Genomic DNA, 16057 nt, shown 5'->3' with positions numbered 1-16057 from the left:
CTCAACGAATGCTGCACCTACTCCGGGTCCAAGGACACCTCTTCGATTCGTGTCATTCACGGCCCAGTCATATTTTTCCTTAATAACGGCATTAAACATTGCCGTTTCTCTTGATAAGAGGCTTTTCTGCAAAGATTCAGAATGATTTTTGGTCATAGAATTTCTTGTCCCTCACAAAGTCGGAGGTTAAATCAAGCCATTTTATCGTTTCAGACACTCGTCACAAACTTATAAGATTTCCCCGTCATCAGATTGAGCATGTAATTGGGATAAAGCCTTCTCGTGTTTAAACAGACCTGCTCAATTAGCCAGCGATATTCGGAATTGGGGTTGGTCAAGATCCCGCCGATGATTTGAGGGGAGTACCTCACGATCATTCCGAGGATGTACACCATGCCGTAGTAGCAGCAGGCTTGCGGTAATCTTCTTTCCGACACGTCCAAATAGATTATTTTTTCATTGCAGGGCAGATAGCTGAACGAAAACATCTTTCGAACCGTCTCACAACCGTCTTTTTGTAATGTGGCCTTATCTGCGTATTGCTTGAAATAATCGTAACTTTCATCCGAACCGCTATTTTCATCAAAATGATTTTTTAAATCGGTTTTTTCATTAACCAACCGGCGTATCTGCTGTCTCTTTTGAGAATCGACAATGCTGATTGATAAGGTAACCAACCCCTCCGTGTTTCTCGTTATGCCAATGGGAATGATGGTGGGTTCCTGTTCGAAGATATTTCCAATAGGATCGACGAACTCAATCGTATTTTTGATGAAGTCGGAAAACAAAAATTCCTGATTATCATCCAAGGCCCATGTCATACCGAAGGCTTGAGTTAGTTTGCCAAAAACGCCCTGGGCGCACTGTTTGACTCGATATTTGAATAGGTCTGCGGCCCTGTCAGTTGTTGTCAGCCCGTGATGATTCAGGTCCTCCATTGAATCATTTTTTACAGTGAGGACCGCTTTGGTGAGATTGTGGCAGGAATAATAAAGAAAGAGAGGGGCTGTGTTCTCGCCCAATTGTTTGCTTGCTCGGTAGTATTCGTAAGCCTGTCTTATTGACGTACAAACAAATGTGATCAGTTCTTCGTTTTTGGAACCATTCCAATATTTCTTCAATACGAATGGCTCGGCAAAGATCAGTAATTCCCTCCAGACTGCTTCTTCCGGATTATCACACAGATGGTACTCATGATTTTGAGGGGATCCTGTGAGGGGAAGAACAAGCTTACCCATTTGCTACCCCCTGTTCAGTGCTATCGGCTTTGGATAACCGCTGTGTGCGTTTCATTGTTTGCTCCCAAATAGATCAATCAAGCTCATGAAACTTTTCGGCGTATATTTCTCAAAGGCTTCTTGCTCGATATACAGCCATCCCATACGGATTTTGGCCTGCACCTTATTCAAGTCGTCACACCACTGGGCAAGGCGCTTGATCTTTTCAACATCATCAAGATCCTCACGACCTTTTGTTTCCACGATCCAAATTTCCTTTGGAGACTTCTTGACGACAAAATCAGGGTAGTAATCGGCAATAAATCCATCCGCATTCTTGTAATCGATCTTGAGATGCACCGCGAAGTAGTTCTTTACATACGAGACGATATCGTCACAGCCCTCGAGAAAATTGGCGAATTCCAGTTCAAATTGGCTATCACCGATAATTTTGTTAAAAGGGGACTTCTTAGGAATTAAATAACCTTGGTCTTTGGCAATAAACGGGCGGCACTTGCTGATTTTGATCGTGTCTCGGATTTCGGCTTCGCCCTTATCCAAAACAGTCAGCGCATTGATCTCCCTTTTAAAAGTTTCAATGATGGTTTTTGTCGCTTCTAATTCCGATAAATTGCGCAGGGTGTTTAAGTCATTCAAATCGACTGAACCTTCAAAAAGATGGCCCACAATAAAATCTCTGACCTTCTCAAACAGCACGTCAAAACCTCCCACCAGCCTCAATTCCTTTCTGATGGTTTGCGCGAAATAGCCGACTACGCTCTGATAGTCGGGGACAAAATTGGAATCGAACAGTGTTCGGTGGGTAATTTCCCCGTTTGCAATGTCCCTAAAAACGATTTCCCTTTTTTCCTCTTCCGAGAATTCCTTGAGTCGAATTTTTTTATGGCCAAACTCGTTAATTTTTAGATCAGACAGGTTTTTGTATTCTCGGTAAATCCTGGGAGTGAGAACAGGGATTTCGATATCCAGTTCGTTAATATCCTTTTTTGTATTCTCGTGATCGATTTCAATGACGATTGGCGTTTTGGGTTCGGTTCCCTCGCCCATCTTTCTCCGTTCAAGCTCCACACCCTCGGAACGAATCGACTCGACAAAATCCATGAACGCGTTTGTCCCCACCACACTGACGTATTCCGTGACATCCTGGCCGAAATACATGCGGCGGAGCCCTCTGCCTAGAGTTTGCTCCGGGAGAATATTGCTTTGCGAGGAATAGGCCCGAAGGCCCACAATGGTCGTAACGTTCCGAACGTCCCAGCCTTCTTTGAGCATCAAGACCGAGACAATCACTTTGTAGGGGTTGTCGGTCTTATCGATATTGTTTGAAAGTTTCCGGAGCTTTTCTAATTCGTCCTTGTTCTTGCCCGTTGAAGACTCGGAAATTTCACCATTATTTTTTGTGTGAATGACGAGAATAGAATCCTTTGCCTGAAATTCAGGATAGGTGCCGGAAAGATACTCGGCAACTTCATCACAATTCTTGGTGTCATCCGTCATTACAAAGAGAACGGCCTTTTTCCCAACCTTCGCGTGTTCCTCAAAAGTCTTGCGCCATTCGATCACACCCAGGTGAATGTATTGCCGGTACTTCTCCGTAAACTTCGAGCTTTGCTCCTCCTGAAGCTTGCTACGGCTGGCTTCATCAGGAATGACGGGATGCTTCACAACATTCTGGTGAATGGCCTCAACCAAGGGATAGTCACAAATAGTCTGAACAAAAATGGCGCCGTTGTTATGGCGGGGTGTGGCGGTAACATCCACCTGCAAAGCCAGCTCACCGCCTTTCATTTTCAGGCGGTTATGAATGTCCTCTATCGATTTGAACCAGGCCAGCTTTTCGTCATGAATATGATGGGCCTCGTCATTCAAAATAACCAATTCGTTGATGTCTCGAATGATTTGCTCAAGGTCCACTTTGGATTCATTGGTGGCACCCGCCGGCTTTGTTCCTAAAAAGTATTCCATCGTGTTTTCGTCTTGAGCCGATGGATTTGTTTTTGAGCTTTCATAGACGCGGTGAATATTGGTGAGGAAAATGTTTCCATGTTTCCGGATGGTGCCGAGGTTATCCTGAATATGAAGGGTCAATTGAAAGTCGTCCTGCCAGTTGCGTCCCTCGTAGCCATTTTCGGGAAGTACCGGGTCTTGAAAGAAGATTTTCAGACCGTCAAAATCGTTCCGAAGGCGTTCCAAGACGATGATGTTGGGGGCAATAATCAGGAAGTTGCTGGCCAGTGTTGAGGCATCTTCGTAATAACGATGAAAATAACACCAAGCGAGCACCAAACTCATCGTCTTGGTTTTTCCGCTCCCGGTGGCCATTTTGACAACGTAGCGTCGCCAGGATTCCGGAAACATTTGAGCCGTAACCACTTCTGAGCTATCAAAACGCATCAGGTCGTACTTGTCCTTGGCTTTCACAATTTCATGCAGGTAAATGATCGTCTCAATGGCCTCACGCTGGGCGAAATAATATTGAAACTTGAACGATGTGCCGTCACTTTGAGGAAGATAATGCTCAGTCTTGAACCACCAGTTAAGAAGGGCGCAACTGGTGGCACTGGCATCTTTGTATCCGGAATCTCGCCACGCTTTTACTTCTTTACGGAGCTTCGCCACGAGCGGTGGTAGTAGCTTGCCATAATCTTTTTCGCGTAGCGCTTCATCGGCAGGAAACCAACGGAGTTCTGGATCTAGAATGGCATATGGAGATTGCGGAAATTTGGGGTGGAGGGCCATAGATTAGTCTTTTTGTTCCTTTGAAAAACATTTTTCGAGAATGTCTTTTGTTTTAGTCTCGGGATTGCTTTCGTTGTCACGTTTCCATTTCTTAAACGATTCATTAAAAAATGGTAGCCAGGGAATTACCCGAGAGGCTGTGACGAATAGTGGCTTGAGAATAGCAAAACTTAATATTGCCGCGAGGACAAGGTAGCCAGCTTGTATTTGTTGCCCAGAAATATTTAGGATACTTTTAAAATCGGCAGTAAAAAAGGGAGCCCATAACGAAATTATGGCAATTAACATCGGCATTGTGATTCTGTTTTTTATAGCGCGCTCAAATTTAATCAATTCCAACATGAGATCCGATCCGCTCACTTGAACATCTGGCGACTTTGGATACTTCAGTGGATCGGATGCGCTCGCCGATGATTCAATTGTTGTTTTATCTTCAGCCACAATCTATTCCTTTTGCAATAATCCAAGGGCACCAAGGGAAAACTCCATAACATGACCACAATTCTCACAAACGATACCAAATGTCGGAACAGCTGGTCCTCCAATCACTAAAGCCCCTGTGAGTTCTTTTTGAAGTGGTCGATTAAAGTAGCCATCAATTAAAATCAGTTTGCGATGAGGCGTGCTCGAGGTACTACAGACCGGGCATTGAAAATTTGGTGCCCGTTCTTTCAGTTTCTCAACAATTTCAGATTTTAGATCTTCAAATTTCTTCATGTTAGACTCCCACCTCAATCACTTTCATCGTGTCGTTCCCAAAAATATCCACGACCTTCACAGCGATTTTGTAGCGCCCTTTGTTGGGATATTCGAAGTAGACGCTTTTCAGCTCCAGAGAGCGGTCTTTCTTGGTACGGAAGGACTGCCACTCGTTTTCAAAAATGTAATCGCCGGTCCAGTTCTCGACCCATTCGCCTTGGTCATTCTGGATCCGGATCACTTCTTTTTTGCTCTCGAAGTCAAAATCGACTGCCCAGTAGTCGATCCAATCGGTCCATTTCTTGGTCAACACTTCGCGGGTCACGATACCACTTTTATCCTTACTGACCTTCACGATCTTACCCGCTTCCAAGGTAATTTTGTTGGACCCGTTCTTCAAGGCCTCGGCGACGTTGTCGATGGAGTCCTGGGTGTAATAGACGCCGAAGTCAGTCAGTTCAACCGCAACGGAAGTTTTCTTGAAATGGGGCTTGACCTCGATGAAGGACACATCGTGGAAGACGACCTGATTCTTTTCGATGGCGCGTTTGTCGAAGACTTCCCGCGGGATATGCTTGAGGGCCAAGTCAATCCCCTTGGATTTGGCTTCCTCCTGAATATTGGGGAAGAGGCCCATTTCAAACTCGAAGGCCAAAACGTCCACCTTAGTGAGATGCTTCTCCAGGCACTCTTTGATGATCTCGTTGATGAAGTCGCGGGTGACGGGAAGATTGATGGGACCGATGGCGACGAGTCTGGCGGATTTCTTACCTAAAAATGTCTTGAAGCCCGTGACAGAATCTGCCCGATAGGCATGAAGGATCAGTTCGACAAATTCTTTTTCTTTTTGGGCGAGCTGTTGTTGTTTTTCCTGATCGCGAAGACTCTGGTTTGCACCTACATAATATTGTCGTTCGTATTTGCCGAGGTTGAGGATTTCAAAGGCTCGGTAATTTTTGCCATTGTCTTTAAGACCGCGCTGGACGCCAATCATTCTCTTTCTGGCAGTATGGATGGCGAATTTTCCGAGATCGGAACCGATCCATTTGCGGCCTAACTTTTCGGCTGTGGCTAGTGTTGTGCCGGAGCCGCAGAAGAAATCGGCAACAAGATCGCCTTCGTTGGAAGAGGCTTTGATGATGCGTTCAAGAAGTGCTTCGGGTTTTTGGGTGGGGTAATCGACACGCTCCTCAGCCACTGGATTAACAGGAGGGATGTCATCCCAGATGGTCTGAATAACAGTTCCTTTAGTATCATCTAAATATTGCTTGATATTCGGCTGCCCTGTTGAAGCAAAAACAAGTTTCCCAGTTCTTAATCCTTCATCAATATTTTCTTGGGACCAAGCCCAGTGCCGACCTTTAGGTGGTTCAATCCATTTATCACCAAACTTCCTCGCTGGTCCTGGTCCGGCCGCTGATAGCGTAACTAATCTGAAGGGTCGTCCATCCTTGTCCTTCTGCCCATAGTGTGACTCAATATAGGTGCTTGAATGAGGCTTGAACTGCTTGTTGAAAATGTATGAATCGGACTTTGAAAAAAAGAATATCGTATCATCAACAACACCGAAACGGTGTGCGTCGCTGTGAGAAAAGATTCTTTTCCAGGTTATTTGGTTCTGAAAATTCTTTGAATCGAATAGCTCTTCCAAAATAATCCTGACAAACGAGTTCACCCTCCAATCACAATGCACATAAATACTTCCATCTTCTGCGAGCAGATCGCGCATGAGTGAAAGCCGCTCATAAATCATGGCAATGAAACTGTCGGTCCCTTGCCCCCAGGTATCCCTGTAGGCCAGCTCTTCGAGAACCGAAGGCTCCTTGGTGAATTGCTCATCACCAATTTCAATATTGATCGAAAAATCCGCCCCCACATCAAAAGGCGGGTCAATGTAGATCAGTTTGATGCCACCCTGATCTTCGATTTCCTTGCGGAGCGGACCATTTTTGAGGCTGGAAAGAACCAGCTTGTTGTCGCCCCAGATAAGTTTATTGGTCCAGCCTTTCAGTTGACGGCCCCGCGTGTCGAACAGGCCAAATTGTAGCTCCTTTTTGTGAGCCCCAGTTTCCGTTCGGGGCTCATCCACCTGCTCGATGGACTGAAACGGCAGGACAACATTGCAGACTTCATCGGTCTTGCCGTTCCAAACCAGTTCTACCTCGCGTTTATCTTCAAAGAGTAAAAAGCGATATTGCTCCGGCAAGGGTTTGCCAGCCTCGAGGTATTTGATGATGTCGCGGATTTCGTTGTCTTGGAGTTTCATATCAATTCATTACATCCTTTTGCCCGTCAAAATTTTGAGAGTCGCAACCATATAATTTTACGGGAGAAAACTCAATCAAAGATTCCCGGATTTGGCGCATCATTTCGACCTTTGTACTCCCGGAAATCGGGCATTTCTCTATGTTCTTTTCGAGCCGTTGCCATGTCCGATTTGATGTCTTCCCCAAAAGGGACCGAAGGCCACGAATTCCGACCGACTGAATCAGGGACAGCCCGCCTAAAACCTGAAGCGCCTTTGCCGGCTTCATCCCACCACTGGTCAGGACCTGGAATAGATTCTCCGGCTTATGTTGCGACAGCGACACGACATTCAATTCCCGCTCGATTAAGTCCCAAAAGTGAAGAAGGATTGTTTGGGCAATATGCCGCCGCAGGGCATCGTGTAGTGTTTGTGGTGGTGGCAACCCAAGTTTCTCGCACAGGCTTTTGATCTTCCGTCGGGTGTTGAGCCGCACCTCCATGCGCAGGACCTCCAACCCTATCGGTAAACCACCATCTTTTAACATTCCAACCTGAACCCAGTTGTCGTTTTCAATCGCCCGTTTTTCGCTGACGCGGGCCTGTTCCAGATCTTTGATCTTATCGTAAAACACCACCTCGTAACTGTTGGCGTGGAATCGCACTGCGTGACCTTCGTTGCGGTAGTCGGTCTTGTTGAGGTCCAGCCGCTTGGTCAGGTTCAACTTGCCCAGCTCCGAAATGACCATCGAGGCGGTGATGTGTTTGGGCAGGATGATATTCTTGGAATAGTGGATGGCGGAGAGAACAGAATTTCCCGGAGAATGGGCAAAAAACAGACCCATGCTTTCAGCTAACCCATTGTCGAACAAGGAGCTGTCGCCGGTCCTGATTTGCAACTGGTCTTCAGGGGTAATTTCGGTGAAATTATTCCCATACAGGAGCTTGGGAATCGAGCATTCAATCCGTAGGGAGACCGATGGTCGCCCGCTTATTACGCGCTTGGTCACAGTGAACCTTGGACGATAACGGCCACGAAGCCGGTCTTCCTTGGTGGAGTTTTGAATGCAACGGATGACACCACCCTTTCCAAGTCTGTAAAACGGCGGCTCAAAGAGGCCACGGGCGGAAGGGGTGAACTTGTCGTAGTCCAGGATCCTGAAGTGGCCTTCAGGCAATGTCAGCACAATCGTATCGATCATAGACTTTGCTCATTACGTTCTTCAGTTTCATAAAAATCGCCTGCTCGATGGCTTGGCTGATGGCCCGGTTGATCGGATGAAATATGGGGCGACTGTTCAGCGGGCTTTTCTTTGTGGGATAGGTCAGGCGATAACCGGTGCCATCAAGCTTCTGGTGGATCCCGATGGAGCCCAGATAAAATGCGTCATCAATGACGATGCTGGCAAAACCGATCAGCCCGTCAGCGGGCTTGATGAATTGGATATTCACTTCGGAGATTTTCATCACGTTTTTCCTTTTGTTCCTTGTCAATTTGTAGAAGCAGTTCGAAAAACCCGAGCAGGCTGAGGGCACTCTCATTCAGCTCTTGGTCGGAATCATTGGGAGCATGATTCCCGATGGACTCCCGAATTTCGGCAAAACTGTCCTCCATGCCCCAGATTACGGGCTGGCCGAAAACTGCGGAGTGTTTCCGATCCGGAAAGGGTTTTCAGGATGGTGATGGGCTGGGGGGTCAGCTTCCAGTTGGACAGGCATCGCGCCACGTGGGCCAAATTAGGCGGCCTGTGGGGCCAACAGTTCGCGAATGGCGGGCACGAGCGGCGTGAAGGCCATAATTTCCTTGAAATGTTCAGTTCGAAATGTGTTTATGAATGGGCGCAGAAAAGTATTGAGCAGCCGCACGTGCGGCGTTGAAGGGGAGGCTCCAGTGGCTTTGCCACTGGAGGGGGCGACGCGAGCCCCCGTAATGTCCATCAGGCTTCGAACCTGAGGGTTGGGAGTTCGAGTCTCTCCGGGCGCGCAACGATTTTCCGCCAGGAAAATCGTCCTCCATTTTCTATTTTCCATTCTTCTATTTTCGGAAGTTCTGTGCTGTATCGAGGGCGGAAAATCGGGAAAATAGAAAATGGAGAATAGAAAATAGCTTGGCATTTCAATTTGAAAAACTCGAAGTCTATCAAGAATCATTTTGGATTGAGTTGAAGCTGTCGAGTCAGTCTCGCGCTTTGTGCCTCCGGAAGAGCCTTCTTATGGGGTCATGCGTCATCGCAAATCTTGATGTCTATACTACACGTCTTGACCGTGAAGCCGCTTCGGCCGTTCACTGAAAGTGCGCGGATAGTTTTTTTCGTTTTTACGCAATTCCCGCAGCAGACGTTCGAGTTGTTCCGGTGAGAAGCGCCAGTGGGGTTGTTTCGGTTGGCCTCGGCGCGATGAATTACCCTTCCGAGGCCCGAACCCCGGAGGACACAGGCGGAAGATAATGTCGAACTGCTCCTGTGGCTTGGGTGTCCGGATCTTCTGACATTCCTTCGTTTCGTAGAGCGTGCTTTTGGGATCCAAACACGCCGCTGGTCCGACGCCCATGGTGCGTCTCCTTGGCAAGGTGCCTACAATATATATCGACCCACCGCGAGAAAAAGTTGCGTCCAGGTACACGACCCCGGTGTCAAGCCCGACGCAACCTCGGCTTGGCAATGGCCGATAATCATGAGAGGGAGCTGGTGTGAGCGTACCACGCGTTGAAACTGGATTGTTGAGCCTTCCGCCGCGCTGGATGAGTCGGGTGGGGGAGGGCGGTCGGCCGTTGGCCACCCACCCCGAGGTGCGCAAGGCCCTCGGTGAACCGGTCCCGAAGCTTGCCGATCCCGCATTGTTAGCCCCGAAAATCGCTGCGATGTTCCGCAAAGGTGGACTCCTCGACCGCATTCGCCGCAAGTTGGCGACTGTTTCCCGCAAGCGGGGCGGCAACATCTTGGCGGCCCACAATACGATCGCGGCCGTCGACGAAGAGGACAACGTCTACGTCGGTGTGGAATTCCTGGAGGCCTGCGAAGGCGATGAAGCGGTGATCGCTGGGATCTTGGCGCATGAATGGGGCCACATGGTGAGTGAATTGCCGCGCGGCGTGGATTGGTCGCATTTAAGCTGGGAAGAGCTCTTCGAGCTGCGGCGCGAAGAAGAGGCCGGGGCCGACGCGTATGCCGGCCGTGCATTGTATCAACTCGGATACGAAGTCACACCGCTGGCCGAATTCCTCACGCGCTTAGAAAAAAATCGCCGCACGCGACGCCAAATGAAGACACTCAAATATTATGACGTCGAGACCCGCGCGGCGATTTTACACGCGGCCCACGCGGCCGAGCGCCGTGTCGAAGAGAGCGCCCGCAAACTCCTGACCTCTCCCGGTTATCGTCATCCGAGTTTTTCCACGTTGTTGGCCGTGGGATAAGTAACCGCAGTCCCCGCTACCCAATCTTCATCAGCAGCGTGCCGCCTTCGACCGTGGCGCTGAGGTTGACGGCGATGAATTGGACCGTGCCGTCGCTCGGGGCGAGGATCTCGTTTTGCATCTTCATCGCTTCGATCACGCACACGGGCTGTCCTCGTTGGACGCGTGCGCCGGTTTCCACCAACAACGCAATGATGCGCCCGGGGAGCGGGGCGAGGATTTCCCCGTTGGACGCGCAAGCGGCGCCATCGTGGGCACCGCGGTGGGTGTGCGCCAAGCGGTATGTGGTTGCTTGATGGGTGACTTCGGTGCGCTTGGCGCGCGTCGAGACGCAGCACGTGATGACGCGGCCGTGCGACGTGCGCAGTGTGAGATGGGGCGGGGACCAGCGGAGCAGCTCGGCGGTGTGTTCCGTGTCGCCGACGCGCACGTGCCAGATCTGACCGCGCCGCACGACGTGGACCCACTGCGATGCGGCGCCGTCGTTAAACCACTGGGCCACGTTGCACTCCTTCCTGACGGGCGGTGGTGCGCCAACGAGATTTTGCCGGGCGTTGGTCATCGGTTGAGGCAATCGCCAGTGCGCCGGCGATCCCGGCGGCCAGCCAGACGTCCTCCGGTGCTGCAACGGATGTTGCGGCCAGCAGCGCGTCGCCGTATCGTGTCAAAAAGTCAGTTGCATACTGTCCGGCGCGGAAGTCCGGATGGCGTAAGATGGCGGTCAACATGCCGGTGTTCGTAGTGGTCCCGTGCACTTGCAGTTCGTGGAGTGCGCGTTGCATCCGCGCGATCGCTGCGTCGCGAGTCGCCGCCCATGTGCAGAGCTTGCCCAACAGCGGATCGTATTCCATCGGGATCGTGTATCCGGCCGCGACGCCGCTTTCCCACCGTACGCCAGGCCCTGCCGGTTCGCGGAGCCCCGCGATCGTGCCTGGCGAGGGGGCGAAGTGGTGCGCCGGATCCTCGGCGCAGATGCGGCATTCCAGTGCATGGCCGCGTGCGACGATATCGGCTTGCGTGAACGGCAAGGCGTCGCCCGCCGCGATCCGCAGTTGGAGTTGCACGAGGTCGAGTCCAGTCACGAGTTCCGTGATCGGATGTTCGACTTGCAGCCGCGTGTTCACTTCCAGGAAATAAAAGTGTTGTTCTGCGTCGACTAGAAATTCGACGGTGCCCGCGTTGGTGTAGCCGGCGACTTGCGCCAATCGCACGGCTGCTGTGGTCATGGCGGCGCGGGTCGCGGGTGTCAGGAACGGCGACGGCGTTTCTTCGATCACTTTTTGGTGCCGCCGTTGCACTGAACACTCCCGCTCGCCGAGGTGCACCACATGACCATTGTGATCGGCCAGGATCTGCACCTCGACGTGATGTGGCGCCACGATCAGTTTTTCGACGTAGAGATCTCCGTTTCCAAACGCGCTCGACGCCTCGCCTTGGGCGAGTGCAAATGCGCGCGCCAAGTCATCGGTGTTCGCGACGGTCCGCATCCCTTTGCCGCCGCCGCCCGCAGTGGCCTTGAGCAGGACCGGATAGCCGATCGTTGCGGCCGCTGTTGCGGCTTCGGCGGCGGTTCGAAGCGGCGTCGTGGTACCGGGGACAATCGGGACGTGCGCTTGCTGTGCCAATTGGCGCGCTGCGGTCTTGGCGCCGAGCGTGCGAATGACGTGCGGCGCCGGTCCGACCCAACAGCATCCCGCGGTCTCCACGGCAGCCGCAAAATCGGCGTTCTCCGCAAAGAAGCCGTAGCCAGGATGCACTGCGTCCACATGTGCGCGTTGTGCCACGCCCAAGATTTTTTCCTGACAGAGATAACTCTCCCGCGGCGCGGCGGGTCCTAGCGGATACGCCTCGTCCGCCAGTTGGACGTGCAACGCATCGCGGTCGACGTCTGAATAGACCGCAACGGCCGTAATGCCCAGTTCATGGCATGCCCGAATAATCCGCACCGCGATCTCGCCGCGATTGGCGATCAGCAGGCGGCGGAGTGGGCGGCGCAGTGGCGGCGTACGTTTCATAGTGGAATATTTCCGTGTTTGCGGGCGGGGCGCTGTGTCCGTTTATTGGCCAACAGTTCCAGCGCATGCAGGATGCGGATCCGCGTGGCGGACGGCATGATCACGTCGTCGATGTAGCCGAGCTTTGCGGCCTCGTATGGATTTGCAAATGTGGCGCGATACTGCGCTACGAGTTCGGCGTGCCGTTTTGTGCCGTCTTTCGCCTGTTTCAGCTCTTCGCGAAAAATAATATTCACCGCGCCGTCGGGGCCCATCACGGCGATCTCGGCCGTGGGATACGCGAGATTCACATCGCCGCGAATATGTTTCGAACTCATCACGTCGTACGCGCCGCCGTAGGCCTTGCGCGTGATGATGGTAATCTTCGGCACCGTAGCCTCGCAATAGGCATAGAGGAGTTTGGCGCCGTGGCGGATGATACCGCCGAATTCTTGCGTCGTGCCGGGGAGAAATCCGGGGACGTCCACGAAGGTGACGAGCGGGATGTTGAACGCGTCGCAACACCGAATGAAGCGTGCGCCTTTGACCGAAGCGTCGATGTCGAGACATCCGGCCAGCACGCGCGGTTGATTAGCGACGACGCCGACGACGCGGCCGCCGTAGCGCGCAAAACCGACAATCAAGTTCATGGCATATTCGGCGTGGATCTCGAAAAATTCGCTGTCATCCACGGTCTGCGTGATTAATTGTTTCATGTCGTACGGCTTGGTCGGATCTTCCGGAATGAACGTGTCGAGTGCGAGCAACGGGGCGTCGGGCGCAGACGCAGCGGTGCGGTTCGGCGGGTCATCCAGATTATTCGCGGGGAGATAACTGAGCAGCGTGCGGACAAGTTGCAACGCGGCTGCGTCGTTCGGGGCGCTCAAATGCGCCACGCCGCTCTTGGTCATGTGGGTGTGCGCGCCGCCGAGACTTTCTTTGTCGACGGCTTCGTGGGTGACGGTCTTGATGACGTCCGGGCCGGTGATGAACATATGCGCGGTCTGTTCCACCATAATGGTGAAGTCGGTCATCGCGGGGGAGTAGACCGCGCCGCCGGCGCACGGTCCCAGGATCACGGAAATTTGTGGGATTACGCCCGAGGCCTGCACGTTGCGGTAGAAAATTTCGGCATAGCCGCCGAGCGCGGCTACGCCTTCCTGGATGCGTGCGCCGCCGGAATCGTTCAGTCCGATCAGCGGCGCGCCGTTTTGCACCGCGAGATCCATCACCTTGCAGATTTTCTTGGCGTGCGCTTCGCCTAACGAACCGCCGAACACCGTGAAGTCTTGGGCAAAGAGATACACGATCCGTCCGTCGATTCGGCCGGAGCCGGTCACGACGCCGTCGCCGAGAACTTTTTGGGCCTCTAATCCGAAGTCGCCACAGCGATGCGTGGCGAAACGATCGCATTCGACAAAACTGCCGGTGTCGCAGAGCTGTTCGATCCGCTCGCGCGCAGTGAGTTTCCCCGCCGCATGCTGTTTCGCCACGCGGGCCTCGCCGCCTCCTTGCGCCGCTTCCGCGCCCTTTGCCTGCAACAACTCCACTGCGGATGGGTGCGTCATGATGGCTCTCCTCGTTTTCACTTCACTGTGCGTGCCGGTGGGTCTATACATTCGGGCCCGGAGGCGTCAACTCATGCGATTTTCTCATCTTGATCATGTGGGGATTGCGGTGGAGGATTTCGAGGCCGCTGTAACGCGTTACACCGCGCTCCACGGCGTTCCGCCGGCGCATGTCACGACGGTGCCCAGTGAACAGGTGCAAGTGGCGATGTTCGCCGTCGGTCCGACCAAAATCGAATTGTTGGCCGCGACCGATCCTCAAAGTCCGATCGCGCGTTTCATCGCAAAACGGGGGCCGGGGTTGCACCATATCGCCTATGCCGTGACCGATTTCGATGCGAGTGTGGCGGCGTTGCAAGCCGAGGGCCTTACGCCGATCCAACGCCCTACAGCGTTTGGCGCCGAGGGACATCGCGTCGCGTTTTTCCACCCGAAAGAAACGGGCGGCGTGCTGATCGAAATTGTCAGTGCTAATTTCTCAAAGTGATCCATGGCGGGGTGACAATGTACATGGCGAATGTTTGCTTATAGGCGGCAGGCGGGGGTCGTAGAGTGAATATCGTTTGGTTTTTTCCCTCTGCGTGCGGTGGAGCTCTCTGGCATGGCGGATGCAAAAACAAGATCGGATTGCTGTCGCTGGGGGAACAACGCCGTACCTGGGGGATTGACTATGTGCACTACAAGAAAACAGCTCGTGACGCTCATGCTCTGTGGCGGGATTGGCGCCATGCTGCTGTCTCCCCCGGTGGGCGCGCGTGAGACTGTGACATCTAGTGAAACAGCGGCCAGTACGCCTGCGGTTGTACACCCCGCGCCGACTGCAACGACTCCGGCCGTGACAACTCCGACCCGCGCGGTGCCCGCCTCGACGTCGGCCCCTACTTCGACGTCTACGACCGCGACCGGTTCGACCCGGCCGGCGGCAACGACGCCCAGTGAAACGCGGCCTGCGGCTGCAACGACGGCGCCGACTTCGACGTCAACGACCACAATCAATTCGACGCGTCCCGCAGCTGCGGCGAGCGCGTCTGAAACGTCCGCGCCTGCAGCGAGCTCGACACGACCTGCCGCAACGACGGTACCGGTGACAACGGCGCCTGCGACCACGTCAAGCGTGACGCGACTGGCCGCCCCGACGTCGGCTGCGACATCACCGACCACAGCCAGCCCAACCCGTCCGGCGGCAACGCCGGCGCCCGTTGCGCCCAGTACGACGCGTCCCGTGGAAGCGGTAACGTCCGCTGAGTCCGCGCGACCGGTTCCGACGACGACTGCGGCGACAACGAGCGAGACGCGGCCTGCGGCAACGCCGGCGACGACCACGACCACGCCAGCCGTGCAACCGACGCGGCCTGTAGCGGAGCCTCAACACTTGACGGAAACGGTTGCGCCGACGCGCGCGGGAGCGACGGAAACAGTGGCGCCCAGTACGACGCGGTCCGTGGAAGCGGGAACGCCAACTGAGCCCGCGCGATTGGTCCCGGCGACGACCGCTCCCGCCGTGGAACCGGCGCGGTCCGCCGCTGCGGCGAGTGCGTCCGCAACGCCCGCGCCGACAACGAGCGTGACGCGGCCCACGCCGGTGACGAGCACGGTGACGAATCCAACGCGGCCCACGTCGGCCGCGAGCACGCCGGCAGTGGAACCGACGCGTGCTGTAGCGGCGCCCCAACGCTTGACGGAAACCGTTTCGCCGACGCGCGCGGGAGCGACTGAAACGGTGGTGCCCAGTAGTGGCGTCCGTGCCACTCCGGCCGCTGCCGCCACTGCTGCCCCATCTGCCGAAGTGGTGCGCCCAGCCGCCGGGGCAGCCTCTCCGAGGTCTGCCCCACCGTCGCAACGCTCGGTGGAGACCTCTACATCGTCGAGCGAGAACGCAATCCCAACGGTACACGATTCCGTGCCGCCGCCGCGCGCCACCGAAAATGCACGGAGCGAGGCACAAGGACCAACTCGGTCGGAACAGCCTGCGGTTGCGCCATCCGCTGAAGTGCATCGTGCAGCGCCACAGGTCCCGCCGTCTGCGCAGCGGGTGCAGCTCCCTGCCGGCAGGTCCACGCCGGCGTCCGAGGTTTCTGTGCCCGCTGCGGCGCGTGATATCCCTGGTGCCTCTGTGACTGAAACTCAGCCGAGTCGTGATGATGGTTCGCCCGCACTTGG

Annotated in this window: 14 protein-coding genes and 1 tRNA gene; 3 read left to right on the top strand and 12 right to left on the bottom strand. The window is 53.8% G+C overall.

Going from position 1 to position 16057, the window contains the following annotated elements:
- Positions 1-209: 209 nt before the first annotated feature.
- Genes HY696_12005 through HY696_11975 form a run of 7 tightly spaced genes read right to left on the bottom strand, consistent with a single transcriptional unit; the run spans position 210 to position 8387 of the window.
- Entirely contained in the window at positions 210-1238 is a 1029-nt protein-coding gene (locus tag HY696_12005) for a hypothetical protein (GenBank protein MBI4239120.1), read from the bottom strand.
- A 51-nt stretch (positions 1239-1289) separates the two neighbouring features.
- Positions 1290-3977, bottom strand: a complete 2688-nt coding sequence (locus tag HY696_12000; protein MBI4239119.1) for a DEAD/DEAH box helicase family protein — start codon at positions 3975-3977, stop codon at positions 1290-1292.
- A gap of 3 nt (positions 3978-3980) precedes the next feature.
- Positions 3981-4418, bottom strand: a complete 438-nt coding sequence (locus tag HY696_11995) for a hypothetical protein (protein ID MBI4239118.1) — start codon at positions 4416-4418, stop codon at positions 3981-3983.
- Positions 4419-4421: 3 nt separating this feature from the next.
- Entirely contained in the window at positions 4422-4694 is a 273-nt protein-coding gene (locus HY696_11990; GenBank protein ID MBI4239117.1) for a hypothetical protein, read from the bottom strand.
- Between the two features lies 1 nt (position 4695).
- Positions 4696-6942: a site-specific DNA-methyltransferase gene (locus tag HY696_11985; GenBank protein ID MBI4239116.1), complete on the bottom strand. Its 2247-nt coding sequence runs from the start codon at positions 6940-6942 to the stop codon at positions 4696-4698.
- A 1-nt stretch (position 6943) separates the two neighbouring features.
- Entirely contained in the window at positions 6944-8122 is a 1179-nt protein-coding gene (locus HY696_11980) for a hypothetical protein (protein MBI4239115.1), read from the bottom strand.
- Positions 8091-8387 (bottom strand): septation protein SpoVG family protein, encoded by a 297-nt coding sequence (locus HY696_11975; protein ID MBI4239114.1) that lies wholly within the window; start codon positions 8385-8387, stop codon positions 8091-8093. Before HY696_11975 ends, HY696_11980 begins: the two co-directional genes overlap by 32 nt.
- A 450-nt stretch (positions 8388-8837) precedes the next feature.
- On the opposite strand from HY696_11975, the gene HY696_11970 reads away from it, so the two are divergent.
- Together HY696_11970 and HY696_11965 are read left to right on the top strand one after the other, a co-directional pair.
- Positions 8838-8904, top strand: a tRNA-OTHER gene (locus HY696_11970).
- A 756-nt stretch (positions 8905-9660) separates the two neighbouring features.
- Entirely contained in the window at positions 9661-10335 is a 675-nt protein-coding gene (locus HY696_11965) for a hypothetical protein (protein ID MBI4239113.1), read from the top strand.
- 16 nt (positions 10336-10351) lie between these two features.
- Here the strand turns inward: HY696_11965 and HY696_11960 are convergent, their stop codons facing one another.
- From HY696_11960 to HY696_11950, 3 genes are read right to left on the bottom strand one after another with little or no spacing between them, the layout of a single operon-like run.
- Positions 10352-10837 (bottom strand): biotin/lipoyl-binding protein, encoded by a 486-nt coding sequence (locus tag HY696_11960; GenBank protein MBI4239112.1) that lies wholly within the window; start codon positions 10835-10837, stop codon positions 10352-10354.
- On the bottom strand, positions 10821-12350 hold the full coding sequence (locus tag HY696_11955; GenBank protein MBI4239111.1) for an acetyl-CoA carboxylase biotin carboxylase subunit: 1530 nt from the start codon (positions 12348-12350) through the stop codon (positions 10821-10823). Before HY696_11955 ends, HY696_11960 begins: the two co-directional genes overlap by 17 nt.
- Positions 12347-13897: an acyl-CoA carboxylase subunit beta gene (locus HY696_11950; GenBank protein ID MBI4239110.1), complete on the bottom strand. Its 1551-nt coding sequence runs from the start codon at positions 13895-13897 to the stop codon at positions 12347-12349. Before HY696_11950 ends, HY696_11955 begins: the two co-directional genes overlap by 4 nt.
- A gap of 73 nt (positions 13898-13970) precedes the next feature.
- On the opposite strand from HY696_11950, the gene mce reads away from it, so the two are divergent.
- Positions 13971-14384 carry a methylmalonyl-CoA epimerase gene (gene mce / locus HY696_11945; GenBank protein MBI4239109.1) on the top strand — a complete coding sequence of 138 codons (414 nt, stop codon included), beginning with the start codon at positions 13971-13973 and terminating at the stop codon, positions 14382-14384.
- A gap of 38 nt (positions 14385-14422) precedes the next feature.
- On the opposite strand, the gene HY696_11940 is transcribed toward mce, so the two are convergent.
- The gene (locus tag HY696_11940; protein MBI4239108.1) at positions 14423-15226 is read right to left on the bottom strand and encodes a hypothetical protein; all 804 of its coding nucleotides are present in this window, start codon (positions 15224-15226) and stop codon (positions 14423-14425) included.
- 36 nt (positions 15227-15262) lie between these two features.
- On the bottom strand, positions 15263-15955 hold the full coding sequence (locus tag HY696_11935; GenBank protein ID MBI4239107.1) for a hypothetical protein: 693 nt from the start codon (positions 15953-15955) through the stop codon (positions 15263-15265).
- Between the last annotated feature and the right edge of the window lie 102 nt (positions 15956-16057).

It is taken from the genome of Deltaproteobacteria bacterium (assembly GCA_016210045.1).
Taxonomy (GTDB): domain Bacteria; phylum UBA10199; class UBA10199.
Note: the sequence above shows the minus strand (reverse complement) of the source record. Positions and strands in the feature narration are given on the sequence as shown.